Below are 13,961 nucleotides of genomic sequence, written 5' to 3'. Positions count from 1 at the left end.
CTATACGTCCTCACTTACTTTTACAAACTCAGAGATAGAATGGGTTTCAATGCGGTCAGACCCATCACGATTACGACTGATGTCTTGCTGGTAGCGATACAAAATACCTTGCTCCCAGCTCTTGCCAGCAGGCAGGTATTCCCACGTGGTGTAGTTGATTTCAGAAGGTTTTGACGACCAGCGCACCATCACGTTCATCTGTGCCAACTCGGCGCTCGCCTGATCGTTGTTGACCCACCACATATCCAAATACTCGTTGGTGACATCTTGGGTGTATAAGCTGGTATCTGTCGGGCAGGTAACGGCATCAACGGGTAGACGTAAGACTTGATTGTGACGCATCAGTAGGCACGATTGCTTCATCGAGTCTTGCAGGTATTGAGTTTGTTGCCACACACCTTGGTAGGCAATCTGGCTATCGATGGAGTCGGGGTAAGTGAACCACAACATTTCAGTGCGGTTGTGGTGCTTAACGTGCTCGTTTTGCCCCAAACCTTGCACTTTTTCCATCAAGAGCTGGGTACTAGGATCGAAGTTGAGCGCGACAGAGCGATATTTCCAGTCGCCATCATCGTTGTAATCTTCTAATGAGAAGCCATTGAGATCATTACGAGTACAGCCTTTATCCGCGCAGCCAACCAAGCTTTCCCATTCTGAAAACTTTTCAATCGGTTCGATAATGTCTTCTGTCACACTGTGATTGAGCGCCAAGAAGCAGCCTTGGAAGTAGTCGCCAATGCTTGGGTGCTGAATTAGGTTTTCTTCAGTAATGGTAAAGTTGACCTCACCAATCGGCGGGCGGTAGCGCGGGTGGTGTTGGTAGCGAATATCGAACGCACAGGCACGACCTTGCCAGTCCTTCTTCTTGATGATGATGTTCTTAAAGCGCACATCACGAGGCTCGAAAATGATTTCATCTGAGGCGAAGTTCTTTTCGATGTAGCGTTGGCTTTCATTCAAGTGTTCAACCGCTTCTTGTACCGAAACCCAATCCAAATTGAATTGGTGTTTAGCGTCATCTAAGAAGTTGAGGTCAAGACGCTTGAGCTGCGCTTGGAAGGCTGGGTCGGATAACACCTTGTTAGCCAGCACGATTTCTTGGCGGTTTTCTGGTGTGCTGTCGAGAGAGAGCAACAAGCGGGTCATGTTGATGCTGCGACTTGGCTTAGTGGTTGCCATCGTCGGAGTAAGCACTTCTTGGCTCGACATCGTGGTGAGCAAGTAGCCGTTATCGTCATTGCCTAGGAAGAAGCTGATAACATCACCAGGGCGATATTGAAATGCGCCTTTATCGGTGTGGCCAGATAGGTTGGAACTAGTTTTGTAATACAGACCAGTCACCGGTGAATCGATGAAGAAACCTTGCTTTATGGTAGGCGCTGTCGCTTCTGCCGACGGAGTCGTAGAAGTGGAGTTCGCCCATGCTGGTGCTATCGCTAAAGCCGATAGCCAGATCGCAACGGAACGTGTGTACATCTTAAATTTTAAGCCTTTTTCGTGTTTAGCCTTACTGTTGAGTGCGGTCCTTTGGTGCACAATTTGGCTGACAACTTATTGATTTTGTAAGGTGCTTCTCTGGCACCGGCGTCATCATCGCCAACAACATTTTCTGTTTTATGTGTTTGGGGATATCTGGGTTAGACAGAATCCGTCTGCGTGTCAGTTCCATCATGGCACTGACGGACATATGCTCGACGTTTTGCCCCTTGGCGTGAAACACAAGGCGCGTCACTTCGTACATGATGTCTTCTGCAATCTTCTTCTCTTGTTGCAGTTGTATGTTCTTTTGAATCAGAGTGTTACCAAACAGCAAGCCAGATAACACTAAGATTGCGGACAACACCGATGGCAGCGGTCGGCGTTGTACCAAACGAAGCGTACTGTACAGCGGCCAGTGCTTCTTTTGCTCTATCGGACGTCGTTCCAAAATACATTCAATATCTTGGCGTAGTGTTCGAACATTGAGGTAGCGCTGCTTTGCTTTCGCTCGTGTCGCGCGTCTCACCACCCAATAAATGTCTGACCACATCGGCTGATCAGGAAACATCAGCGCCAGAATCTTACCCAGTGAATACACATCACTTTGCTCGGTTAAAAACTGCCCGGCTTGTTGCTCTGGACTGGCGTATTTTTCACTGAAGGCAATCAATGCGGGAGACGAATCATTACTGTTGGATTGCACCTTTTGCGTCAGGTTGAAATCGAGCAGCTTTGGCCGTTTATTGCGATCAATTAGGATGTTTTCTGGTTTGAGATCCGCATGCAGGACTTGATGCTGGTGGGCGTGTTCCATTGCCTGACAAATCTGCTTGAACAGCAATAACTTGTCATCGTCTTCCATTGGCGTGAGCAACAAATACGTGTCTAGAGTCTGACCAAAAACGCGTTCCATCACGATGTAAACCGAATCACCGTGCAAGCCGCCATCAAACACTTTGGCAATGTAAGGGTGGTTTAAACGAGCCAGAAGCTGAGCTTCATCAAACAGGGCGCGTTTACCTAATACATTACTGAGATTGGTTTGAATGAACTTGATCGCAAGGTCTTGCTCGAACGTCTCGTCAGCGCGCAGTGCCGCATACACGACCCCCATACCTCCACGCCCTAACTCATGGGTAAGGCGGTACTTGCTGACCACTTCGCCTGTTAGGTCGACCTCTTGTGTGGTGGCCAAGCTAGCGCCGAAGCCGAGCAACTCTGTGAGGTGTTCTTCTTCGTTTTCACTGGCTAAAAGAGGGGCGACTTGGAGGTAAAGCTCAGGCTGACTCTGCTGCAATTCTTTGAGGTATTGCTGCTTTTGAGAGTCGTCCAGATCAAGCAAGTGATAGTAAATCTGGGTTTCGCTGGAGCCTAACTGCACGGTGCTTTATATCTTATTGTTTTAGGTGCGTTATCTTATAAGAAACTCAATATTAATGTCATTTATTTATTCGGCTTTGAGTCACAATGTTTAGTTTGCATCTTGATGGTTATTTAAGCGCTAAGGTTATGATTTTATTAATGATGTAGTAGATGGTTTTTACTAAGCTTGTCGGCGAGGAGTCTATTCGTCATAATGTTACTAGTAACATTACTGATAAATTAGATATTTATGGCTCAGCAGAATAAGAAAGCACGAACGACATTGCAGGATGTCGCAGACAAAGTTGGCGTAACAAAAATGACCGTCTCGCGTTACATGCGCAATCCAGACTCAGTGGCAGAAAAAACGCGAGTGAAAATTGCCGCTGTAATTGAAGAGATGGGGTACATCGAAAACCGTGCTCCGGCGATGTTGTCGAAGTCTTCCAGTAAAGCGATTGGTATCTTACTGCCTTCACTGTCCAACCAAATTTTTGCGTCTTTTGTTCAGGGTATTGAAACGGTCACTAAAGCCAATGGCTATGAAACACTGCTTGCGCACTTTAGTTATGACGAGTTGGAAGAAGAACGCAAAATCGCGTCGCTGCTTTCTTACCAAGTTGACGGCTTAATCCTAACCGAAAGCCACCACACTCAACGCACTTTGCAGATGATCAAAAACGCAGGTATTCCTGTGGTAGAGACCATGGAACTGCCAGAGCAGCCGATTGATATGGCGGTTGGTATGGATCACGAAGACGCTTCTTACAGCGTTGTAAAACGCATGTTGGAGTCGGGCAAACGGACGATTGTTTATTTCGGTGCTCGCTTGGATACGCGTACTAAATTGCGTATGCAAGGCTACGATCGCGCGATGACAGAAGCAGGGTTGGAGCCAAAGCACGTGCTAACAGGTGATCACTCAAGCTTCTCGCTAGCGCATGATTTATTGGAGCGCGCACTGGCAACCTACCCAGAACTTGATGGCGTATTTTGTACCAACGATGACATTGCGATTGGTACCTTATTAAGTGCTCAGCAACGCGGCATCAAAGTGCCAGATCAACTTGCGGTGGTGGGCTACAACGCATTAGACATCGGGCAAACTATTAGCCCGAAACTGACCAGTGTAGATACACCGCGTTTCGAGATTGGTGAGAAAAGTGCCGAGCTACTGATTGCGCGCCTAAAGGGTGAAGAGCAAGCAGAGACTAAAGTCGACATGGGCTACCAAATTACGGCGGGCGAAAGCGTCTAACTCACTCACGTTTATCTTTCATCATTCGTTTCTGATAAGGACACGGGCATGCCACATCAACTTGATGCGTTAGATCTGAATTTAATGCGCTTACTTAAAGCCGTGGTGGATAACCGCAGCATCAAGTTGGCGGCGATGCAACTTGGTATTTCGCAGCCCAGTGCTAGTCGTGGGGTGATGAAACTCAAAGACGTGTTTGATGATCCGCTGTTTGTGCGTAAAGCGCATGGGGTAGAGCCATCCCCAATGGCGATTCGCTTAGCGGCGGAGTTCGATAACATGCTGTCGCCGCTAGAAAAAGTAGTGCAGGAGTTTTCGGACTTTGACCCACTCGAGTACCAAGGTCAGATTGCGATTGTGACTGACCCTTATTTGATGGACGAGCAAGGTCAGCGTTTATTACGCGGTTGCCATCAAGCCTTCCCTCAAGCCTCGTTTGCTTTTTCAAGTTGGAATATCTATTCCCAAGACGAGATGCTAGAAGGCGAGCATGACTACTGCATTCTCGACCAAGAAACCGAGTTGTCGAAAGACATCTACATGCGTCCGCTGTTTGTTGAAAAGCGTGTAATTTTGGCGCGTAAAGATCATCCGACGTTGTCGCAAATCAGCAATGACTGGGATACGGTGTCGGAATTGCCACTGGTCTCTTTGCCTGCTCCAGCATCCTACAACCCGCTGTGCACGGTGGAATCGGAGTATCGCCGCATGGGTTACGAACCCGTTGTATTGCTCAAGTCCTACAACTTACGTGTCGCTTGCCAAATGCTGCTTGAGACCGATGCCATCATGTATGCCAGCCAAAGTACTGCACATTTGATGCACGAGCTTGCCTCTTATCCAATGCCGATGGTAAATCGTGAGTTCAGCCAATTTGTTGTTTCTGGCGGTTATTTACAGACCTACCGTAACCACCCATTGCACCGCCACTTGCACCAAGTAGTGCAGCAAACCCTCAATACGCCATTAACGTGATCGGATAAGCAAATTGCCCGTTAAGATATTCAAAAATGAATATCTCAATTACCTGTCTGTTTTGCTGAAGAAGGGCTAATCTGACTACAAATAGTCAGGAGAAGCGGCTCTTTTTATCTTATCAATTCTTTGAATGTCTGATTCTTAAAGGACATTCACCATTCTCCGTTATGCAGTTTTTTAATTTCTGGGGAGGATGAATCATGCTCATTGCACGTCTATTTTTATTGCTTGCCATCGTTGCCGAAGTTGCCGGTACCAGTACGATGTCGTTTATTGGTGAAAGTAATGCGTGAGAAGGTTATCTGGTGATGTACGTTCTGATCGCCATTTCCTATTACTTCTTGTCGAAAGCGGCAAAGAAAATCTCTATCGGTGTCGCGTACGCAACATGGGAAGGTTTGGGTATCGCCTTGATTACCCTAGTTTCTATCGTTTTATTTGATGCCAACTTAAGTACGCAGCAGTTGCTTGGTTTGGCGCTGGCAGTTGTCGGTATCGTGTGTGTGACGCTAGGCGAATCACACGATCAGCCTCAACAAAAAGATGAGTTGCCAAACTCATCGAATGCGAGGTGTTAATCATGAGCCAATTTTTCACTGTTTCATTCGGATTTGTTGTTTTGGCGGCGTTGGTCGACATCATGGCTAACATGGCACTGACTCGCTCTAAAGGTTTTAAGCACAGAGGGTGGGGCATCACGGCGATTGTATTGGTGATGGCGGCGTTTACCTTGTTGGCTCAAGCGGTAAAAGAGATCGACCTTGCGATCGCATACGCCTCTTGGGGCGCGATAGGTATCTTAGGTACCGCGATTGGTGGTGCTTTGCTGTTCAAACAAAAGCTTAAGCCGATTGGCTGGTTTGGTATCTTTGTGGTGATTGCAGCGGTTGTGGTGATGAAGACGGCTTGATGATTGAAAGTAATCAACGAAACAAAAAGCGGAGTGCACAACACTCCGCTTGTTCTGTTTTTGAGGGGGGCGCCTTAAACAATAAAGCTTGCGCCTTCTTCTGCGCTCGAAACGCTTTGACGAATCACGCTAAAGAAGCCGCGACCCCAAGTCTGTTGCTTGGCTTCAGTATCCATCTCTAACAATTCACGACCAATAACATCGCTTAGGTTATTCAGTTCACCAGTTTGGCAATCAACGCGGATGATGTCGCCATTACGCACCAAGCCAATCGCGCCGCCACGAATTGCTTCTGGAGATACGTGGATTGCTGATGGAATCTTACCGGATGCACCCGATAGTCGACCGTCCGTTACTAGCGCGACTTTAAAGCCCGCTTTCTGCACGTTGCCGAGGATTGGCATCAGTTTATGTAGCTCTGGCATGCCGTTCGCTGCAGGACCGTTGTGCGTCACAACTACGATGCAATCTTGGTTTAGCTCACCGCGTTTGTACGCTGCTTCCACTTCGTGTTGGCATTGGAATACGATCGCAGGCGCTTCGATGATGCGCTGATCTTCTTTCACCGCAGAGACTTTCACTACCGCTTTACCCAAGTTACCGTTGAGTACGCGAGTACCACCGGTGTTTTGGAAAGCTTGCGTTGGTGCAGCAATCACTTCGCCGTCTTGGCTGCCACCACATGGTGTCCAAGTCAGTTTGCCGTCGACTAGTGTAGGTAGCGTCATTTGGTCTTCGAATTCGCCGAATACCGGTTTCACGTCACGATGAAGCAAGCCTGACTCGTCCAAACGATGCAATAGCGCAGGTACGCCGCCCGCTTCTTGGAACGCGTTCATGTCAGCTGGACCATTCGGGTAAACGCGCGCCAGCAGTGGCACCACTTCAGATAGGTCACTGATGTCTTGCCATGTCAGAATCAAACCTGCTGCACGCGCCACCGCCAACATGTGGATGGTGTGGTTGGTGCTGCCGCCAGATGCCAACAGAGCAATAATACCGTTGATTAGGCTCTTTTCGGTGACAACTTCAGACAATGGACGGAAGTTTGCTGAACCTGCATTCATTGCCGCGATTTTCAGAGCTGCGTGATCGGTCAGCGCCTTACGTAGCTCAGTATGTGGATGGATGAATGCCGAACCTGGCAGCATCAAACCCATTGCTTCAAACACAAGTTGGTTAGTGTTTGCGGTGCCGTAGAAAGTACACGTGCCCGCCGAGTGGTAAGCGCGACACTCCATATCAAGCAGTGCGTCTTTGCCTACTTCGCCCGCCGCGTATTTTTGGCGAACGTCGACTTTCTCTTCATTGCTGATGCCTGTTGCCATCAAACCTGCTGGCACAAACGCCGTTGGTAGGTGTGCGTAAGACAGCGCGCCCATCAATTGTCCCGGTGCGATTTTGTCGCAGATACCCAGAAGCAAGGTCGCATCGAATACGTTGTGGCTCAGTGAAAGCGCTGTTGATTGAGCAATTAAGTCACGAGAAAACAGTGACATGTCCATACCCGCTTGACCTTGAGTCACGCCATCACACATTGCCGGAACACAACCAGCAACTTGCGCAGTGTGACCGTAACCAGACAGCACTTGTTTGATTTGATCAGGGTAGTGTTGGTAAGGCTGGTGGGCACTCAGCATATCGTTGTAAGCACTGATCAGCGCTACATTCGAATGAGTGAAATCCAGAATGCTTTTCTTTTCTGAAGAACAAGATGCCGCAACAGCGTGAGCCAAGTTACCGCAAGACAGGCCGACACGACCTTTACCTGCTTCTGCTTGGACTTCAGTGCGAGCAAGAAACGCCGCACGCGCCTCTTGGCTGCGCTCAACTAAGCGTTGAGTAACGTCTAAAATTACTTGATGAGTCATGCCATTGCCTCGTCTTGCACTAGGATTAACTCAGCGGCATTCGACACAACGTCTTCGATGGTTGCGTCAATACTGACGAAAATGGTGCGAGGCTCATCTTCTGGGCGTTCTAGAGCTTCGAACTGGCTGTTGACCATGTTTTCTTTCATGAAGTGACCTTGACGAGCACGCATACGCTCAAGGATCAGTTCTTTACTGCCGTCTAGGAAAAGGAAGGTCACGTTCTCGTTGCCTTCGCGGATTTGGTCACGATAAATCTTTTTTAGTGCCGAGCAGACAATAATGCCGTGCTCGTTTTTGCTTTCTAAGCTATAAGCAGCGTCGCGGATACGTTCTAGCCAAGGTTTGCGGTCGTCGTCGTTCAGAGGTTGGCCTGACGCCATCTTCTGAATGTTTGCTCGTGGGTGAAGATCATCACCATCAATGAATTTACGTCCCAGCTTTTTCGCCAAGTGCTCACCAATTGTGGTTTTGCCACTCGCACAAACGCCCATAACGACGACACTACTACCAGCCATAACTTATCCTCATAACAAATTTGCGCGTGATCTCAATTTTTGAATTCACTTTAAAATATGGGTTTATCTTATTCATGTTATCGGTAACATGTTACCGGTAACTCAAATAAATGTGAACCACAACACAAACAATAATTTTTAAAGGTGAACCCATGGAACAGCTAACCCAAGCTCCAGACCCTACGTTCCTATTAACGATTGCAGTCCTCGCGATTGCGGCGTTACTTGTATTGATTATTAAGCTAAAAGTGCACGCTTTTGCTTCCCTAACTATGGTGAGTTTAGGCACTGCGATTGCGACTGGCGTTTCTTCTGACCAAGTTGTCCCAACCATGATGAGTGGCTTCGGTGGCACGCTGGCTTCAGTAGCATTGCTGGTTGGTCTTGGCGCAATGATCGGTAAGATTTTGGAAGTAACTGGTGGTGCGCAAGTGCTGGCAGATACTTTGATTGGACGCTTCGGTAAAGAGCGCGCACCTTTTGCATTGGGTGTGGCATCGCTACTGTTCGGTTTCCCAATCTTCTTTGATGCTGGTCTAGTGGTCATGATGCCAATCATCCTAAGTGTGGCAGCGCGCTTTGGTGGTTCGCCAATCAAATACGCACTACCAGCAGCGGGTGCGTTTGCAGTAATGCACGGCTTTGTTCCTCCGCACCCAGGTCCTGTTGCAGCAGCAGAATTCCTAGGCGCAAACATTGGTCTACTGCTTGTTGTTGGTATCCTAGTCGCTATTCCAACTTGGTACCTAGGCGCTTACCTATTTGGTCTGTACGCAGGCAAGAAGTTCGATATCCCACTATCAAAAGCGTTCTTCAACGGTGAAACACAAGTTGATGAATCTAAGCTGCCAAAATTTGGCACAGTAATGACCATCCTAGTGCTGCCTGTACTGCTAATCTGTTTAGACACAGTACTGAACACACTAGCGGTTGCGGGTGTGATTGATGGCAAAACAGCACTGGTTGAGTTCCTACGTATGCTAGGTAAAACGCCAGTAGCCCTTCTGATTACTCTGCTTGTGTCTCTTGCGGTATTCGCGAAAGACTACGGCATGGCAAAACTTGAGAAGCTGTGTGGCGACTCATTGGCTCCGATCTGTGGCGTTATCCTAGTAACCGGTGCGGGCGGCATGTTTGGTGGCGTACTGCGTGCAAGTGGTATCGGTGATGCACTAGCAGACGTTCTGACTGACACAGGTATGCCAGTGATCGTAGCAGCGTTTGTTATCTCTACCTGTCTGCGTGTTGCTCAAGGCTCAGCAACCGTGGCACTAACGACAACTGCAGCACTTATCGCACCAGTAGTGGCAGCATCAACTGGTTTGAGCGAGCTAGACCTATGCTTTATCGTTATCGCGATTGCAGGTGGTGCAACAGTGCTTTCTCACTTCAACGACTCTGGTTTCTGGCTAGTATCTCGTCTACTAGAGATGGATGAGAAAACAACGCTAAAAACTTGGACGGTAATGGAAACTTTACTTGGTAGTATCGCGTTTATTATCGTAGCAACATTAAGCTTTATTCTTTAGAGGTTACCCATGACAACACTTGAACAACGATTAAGAGAAATCAAAATCGTCCCAGTTATCGCAATCAACGATGTAGCACACGCTCTGCCACTGGCAAAAGTGTTGGTAGAAAACGGTTTACCATGTGCGGAAGTAACATTCCGCACTGAAGCGGCGGCTGAGTCGATCCGCATCATGCGTGAAGCGTACCCAGAACTGCTGATCGGTGCTGGTACAGTATTGACAACAGAGCAAGTGGATATCGCGATTGAAGCGGGCGTAGACTTTATCGTGAGCCCAGGTTTCAATCCAACGACAGTGAAATACTGTCAGCAACGCAACGTGACAATCGTACCGGGTGTGAACAACCCAAGCTTGGTTGAGCAAGCGATGGAAATGGGTCTACGTACCTTGAAATTCTTCCCTGCTGAGCCATCAGGCGGCGTGAACATGCTTAAAGCACTAACGGCAGTTTACCCAGTGGAATTCATGCCAACAGGTGGTGTAAGCCCATCTAACGTGGAAGATTACCTAGCGCTGAAATCGGTTGTCGCTTGTGGCGGTACTTGGATGGTTCCAACTGCAATGATGGACAACGGCGATTGGGAAGGTATTGCTGAATTGGTTCGCGCAGTTAAGTAAAACGCGCAAACGGCTCCGAAATACCCCCGAACGTTTTAAAACGTGAATAGAAAAAGGGTCATCAAGTAATTGATGACCCTTTTTGTTTATCTGCTTAAATCGCAAAGTGATTCACGCGTGATTAACGCATCGTCACGAACTCTTCAGAGCCTGTTGGGTGGATAGCCACAACAGAGTCGAAGTCTGCTTTGGTTGCGCCCATCTTCATTGCTACGCCGAAACCTTGAATCATTTCATCAACCGTGAAGCCGATGCCGTGTAGACCAACAACCGTTTCTTCTTCGCCAGCACATACTAGCTTCATCTTACATGGTTGACGGTGCTTAGTAACCGCTGTGTACATCGCAGTAAAGCCCGACGTGTAGACTTTGATGTTGTCTTTACCGTACTTCTCTTCTGCTTCTTGAGTCGTTAGACCGATAGTGCCGATTGGTGGGTGGCTAAATACAACAGTTGGTACCAAATCGTAGTCCATCTTCGCGTTTGGTTTGTTGTTAAACAGACGCTCAGAAAGTTGACGACCCGCTTTAACAGCCACTGGTGTTAGCTCGATACCACCTTCCATGATGTCACCTACACAGTAGATGCCTTTCACGTTCGTTTCTTGGTATTCGTCTACCTTGATGTAGCCACGATCGTTCGTTGCAACGCCAGTTGATGCTAGGTTGATAGCGTCAGTTGCTGGGTGACGACCGATTGCCCAGATTAGGGTATCAACGTTTTGGCTCTCACCGTTTTCTAGGTGCAGAGTTAGGCTACCATCTGCTTCTTTTACCACTTCTTTTGGAACAGAGTGGGTGTGCAGAGTTGGACCTTCTGCGTCCATCACTTCTACTAGCGTTTCGATGATCATTGGATCGAAGCTACGTAGTGGTGATTTTTTACGAACGAATAGGTGCGTTTCTGTGCCAAGTGCATGCAGCACGCCTGCGATTTCAACCGCGATGTAACCTGCGCCGATCACTGCAACGCGTTTTGGTTGCTCAGCAAGCTCGAAGAAGCCGTTTGAATCGATGCCGTATTCTGCGCCTGGGATGTTTGGAATCGTTGGACGACCACCCACTGCGATCAGGATGTGATCCGCTGTGTAGTGTTCACCGTTTACTTCAACTGTTTTCTCGTCAACGAACTTAGCAAAGCCTTTGATAACGTTTACTTTGTTGTTGCCAAGAACGCGGTCGTAAGATTGGTGGATACGACCAATGTAAGCCTGACGACTCTCAACCAGTTTGCTCCAGTCGAAACCTTTTACATCTACATCGAAGCCGTAGTCTTCTGCGTACAGGTTCATTGCTTCTGCAACTTGCGCGCCGTGCCACATCACTTTCTTAGGCACACAACCAACGTTTACACAGGTACCGCCAAGGTCTTGAGCTTCGATAAGCGCTACTTTAGCACCGTACATTGCCGCACGGTTTGCTGATGCGATACCGCCGCTGCCGCCGCCGATACAGATATAATCAAAATGAGTCGCCATTACTTTCTCCAAGAGCTTATTAATTTTGTCTGACAACAACTACATTGGGGTGGTGGGTGATGAACTCAACAGCCCAACGGAATTGTTGTTAATTCCATGTCCCTATCATAAATCGAGTCTAGCAATTTCCTAAATGGGAAAAAGTGACATTGCTTATGACAAATAGCGATGAAAGGATAGCAAAGCGGAATAAGGCGCTATTCCGCTTAGTGTTTTTCATACTCAGGGAAGGGGAAAACCATTAGCCGCAGCAGCTTGATGTGCCACAGCCTGACTGGGCTTGCACGTCTTTACCATCCGCAAGATAAGTGTTGGTGAGGTAGAAATCGCTGAACAGCTGCACGAAATCTTCCGATACTGTCTTCTCTACCAATCCTGATTCTAGGATGTGCTTTTGCCACGCCTGCATTTTTGGCAGACCACAGAAGAAGTCGTAACCAGAATGCGCTTTGACGATGGCAGCGCGATGCAGAAGCGGCAACCAAGCCATGTCCACATTACTTAGTTCATCGGATTTAAAGAACTTGGTTTCACCAGACAGTTGGTTTTCTGCTTTTTGGAACGCTTTGATCAGCTTCTCCGCTCGTTCTTCAAAGGTTGCTTGGTCTTTGCTGCTCATCGTGCCGCACTGTGCCAAGTAGTGTTTAGAACCTAGGTAGCTCCAAGCTCGGTCTAGTGCGCGTTGTTCGTTTGTCACGCCTTGCTCTAACGGACCGTATTCGTCTTCGATGTATTCGATGATCGCATCCGACTCAAACAGTGCCGTGCCAGATTCTGTCACCATCACCGGTACTTGACCGTTTGGTGAGATGTCTAGGAACCATTGTGGCTTATCTTTTAGGTTGATGTATTCAATCTCGTAAGGGATCTGTTTTGCTTCTAGTGCCGCTGTTACGCGTTGAACAAATGGGCAAATTTTAAAACTGATAACTTTAAGCATGGTCATTTCTCTCTATGTTTTAGCTTGTTTACATCCCTAAGACGCAGGCAAAAAAGAAAAGACGAAGCGAAGACGAAAATTTTTTAGAAAATAAATAAAAAAAAGCGCAACGAGATCATCGTTGCGCTTTAAGGTTCTGAAATTCAGTGTTTTTTTATTCTGGAACGATCCAGTCGACTTTCCAGTGACCCGTTGCTGGCGCGATCGCTTCTTGCAGGAACGGCAGAATTTCTTTCATCTGGCTTTCCAGTTTCCACGGTGGGTTAATCACGATCATGCCCGATGCCGTCATGCCGCGTTCGTTGGTGTCTGGAGATACGCCCAATTCGATTTGCAGAATTTTGCGAATGCCAAGCCCTTCCAAACCTTCAATCATGTCTTCGATGTCATGGCGGTTTACTACTGGGTACCAAATCGCGTAGATACCCGTTGCCCAACGTTTGTGGCTTTGGTAAATCGCTTGCACGACGTCGCGGTATTCTTTCGCTAGCTCGTATGGTGGGTCAATCAGCACTAAACCACGACGTTCTTGCGGTGGCAGGCTGCCTTTCAAACGCTTAAAGCCATCTTCTTTGTAGATGCTCACTTGACGATCGCGGTGGAACTCTTGTTCTAGTAGCGGGTGATCGGCTGGGTGCAGCTCAGTCAGAACCATGCGGTCTTGTGGGCGGATTTGCGCACGTGCAACACGCGGTGAGCCTGGGTAGTAACGCAGATTCTCACCGTTGTTCAATGTTTTGATTGAATCGATGTAGCTTGCGATCTCTTCTGGGATGTTTGAGTTGTCCCAAATGCGCGCGATGCCTTGTTTGTATTCGCCCGTTTTCTCAGACCATTCGTGAGTCAGATCGTAGCGTCCCACACCCGAGTGGGTATCGTGATAAACAAACGGCTTATCTTTTTGCTTTAGTGCATCAAGAATGAGGCTTTGAACGATGTGTTTTACCACGTCAGCATGGTTGCCAGCGTGGAAGCTGTGGCGGTAACTTAACAAATTAAACTCTCGAAACACTCTTTG

General features: G+C 47.9%; 12 protein-coding genes and 1 pseudogene. 6 read left to right on the top strand and 7 right to left on the bottom strand.

Annotated elements, in window-relative coordinates; all coding sequences use genetic code 11:
- Positions 1-1,476, bottom strand: coding sequence for a hypothetical protein (locus KJB05_RS17840; protein ID WP_041057166.1), 1,476 nt, complete (start codon positions 1,474-1,476; stop codon positions 1-3).
- A 31-nt stretch (positions 1,477-1,507) separates the two neighbouring features.
- On the bottom strand, positions 1,508-2,860 hold the full coding sequence (locus tag KJB05_RS17835; protein ID WP_208445548.1) for a serine/threonine-protein kinase: 1,353 nt from the start codon (positions 2,858-2,860) through the stop codon (positions 1,508-1,510).
- Positions 2,861-3,091: 231 nt separating this feature from the next.
- Between KJB05_RS17835 and KJB05_RS17830 the strand changes: the two genes are divergently transcribed.
- From KJB05_RS17830 to KJB05_RS17815, 4 genes and pseudogenes are all read left to right on the top strand, one after another.
- Positions 3,092-4,099, top strand: coding sequence for a LacI family DNA-binding transcriptional regulator (locus tag KJB05_RS17830; protein ID WP_020196671.1), 1,008 nt, complete (start codon positions 3,092-3,094; stop codon positions 4,097-4,099).
- A gap of 48 nt (positions 4,100-4,147) precedes the next feature.
- A complete protein-coding gene (locus KJB05_RS17825; RefSeq protein ID WP_045413954.1) occupies positions 4,148-5,074 on the top strand; it encodes a LysR family transcriptional regulator in 927 nt (308 codons plus the stop codon).
- A gap of 203 nt (positions 5,075-5,277) precedes the next feature.
- Positions 5,278-5,655 (top strand): annotated as a pseudogene (locus KJB05_RS17820) (SMR family transporter).
- Between the two features lie 2 nt (positions 5,656-5,657).
- Complete coding sequence (locus KJB05_RS17815) at positions 5,658-5,987, top strand: SMR family transporter (protein WP_208445547.1); 330 nt, start codon at positions 5,658-5,660, stop codon at positions 5,985-5,987.
- 74 nt (positions 5,988-6,061) lie between these two features.
- On the opposite strand, the gene edd is transcribed toward KJB05_RS17815, so the two are convergent.
- Both edd and KJB05_RS17805 read right to left on the bottom strand, forming a co-directional pair.
- Positions 6,062-7,858, bottom strand: coding sequence for a phosphogluconate dehydratase (gene edd / locus KJB05_RS17810; protein ID WP_208445546.1), 1,797 nt, complete (start codon positions 7,856-7,858; stop codon positions 6,062-6,064).
- Positions 7,855-8,376: a gluconokinase gene (locus KJB05_RS17805; protein ID WP_005449047.1), complete on the bottom strand. Its 522-nt coding sequence runs from the start codon at positions 8,374-8,376 to the stop codon at positions 7,855-7,857. Before KJB05_RS17805 ends, edd begins: the two co-directional genes overlap by 4 nt.
- Positions 8,377-8,528: 152 nt before the next feature.
- On the opposite strand from KJB05_RS17805, the gene KJB05_RS17800 reads away from it, so the two are divergent.
- Both KJB05_RS17800 and KJB05_RS17795 read left to right on the top strand, forming a co-directional pair.
- Positions 8,529-9,905 carry a GntP family permease gene (locus KJB05_RS17800; protein ID WP_009701097.1) on the top strand — a complete coding sequence of 459 codons (1,377 nt, stop codon included), beginning with the start codon at positions 8,529-8,531 and terminating at the stop codon, positions 9,903-9,905.
- A gap of 9 nt (positions 9,906-9,914) precedes the next feature.
- On the top strand, positions 9,915-10,526 hold the full coding sequence (locus tag KJB05_RS17795) for a bifunctional 4-hydroxy-2-oxoglutarate aldolase/2-dehydro-3-deoxy-phosphogluconate aldolase (RefSeq protein ID WP_005430025.1): 612 nt from the start codon (positions 9,915-9,917) through the stop codon (positions 10,524-10,526).
- 121 nt (positions 10,527-10,647) lie between these two features.
- On the opposite strand, the gene gorA is transcribed toward KJB05_RS17795, so the two are convergent.
- The 3 genes from gorA to KJB05_RS17780 form a co-directional block, all read right to left on the bottom strand.
- Entirely contained in the window at positions 10,648-12,003 is a 1,356-nt protein-coding gene (gene gorA / locus KJB05_RS17790) for a glutathione-disulfide reductase (protein ID WP_208445545.1), read from the bottom strand.
- A gap of 241 nt (positions 12,004-12,244) precedes the next feature.
- The gene (locus tag KJB05_RS17785) at positions 12,245-12,949 is read right to left on the bottom strand and encodes a glutathione S-transferase family protein (protein WP_174574991.1); all 705 of its coding nucleotides are present in this window, start codon (positions 12,947-12,949) and stop codon (positions 12,245-12,247) included.
- A gap of 148 nt (positions 12,950-13,097) precedes the next feature.
- Positions 13,098-13,937, bottom strand: coding sequence for a 23S rRNA (adenine(2030)-N(6))-methyltransferase RlmJ (locus KJB05_RS17780; protein ID WP_005434590.1), 840 nt, complete (start codon positions 13,935-13,937; stop codon positions 13,098-13,100).
- Positions 13,938-13,961: the final 24 nt, after the last annotated feature.

The sequence above is a fragment of the Vibrio sp. B1ASS3 genome, assembly GCF_905175355.1.
GTDB classification, from domain to species: Bacteria; Pseudomonadota; Gammaproteobacteria; order Enterobacterales; family Vibrionaceae; genus Vibrio; species Vibrio owensii.
Note: the sequence above shows the minus strand (reverse complement) of the source record. Positions and strands in the feature narration are given on the sequence as shown.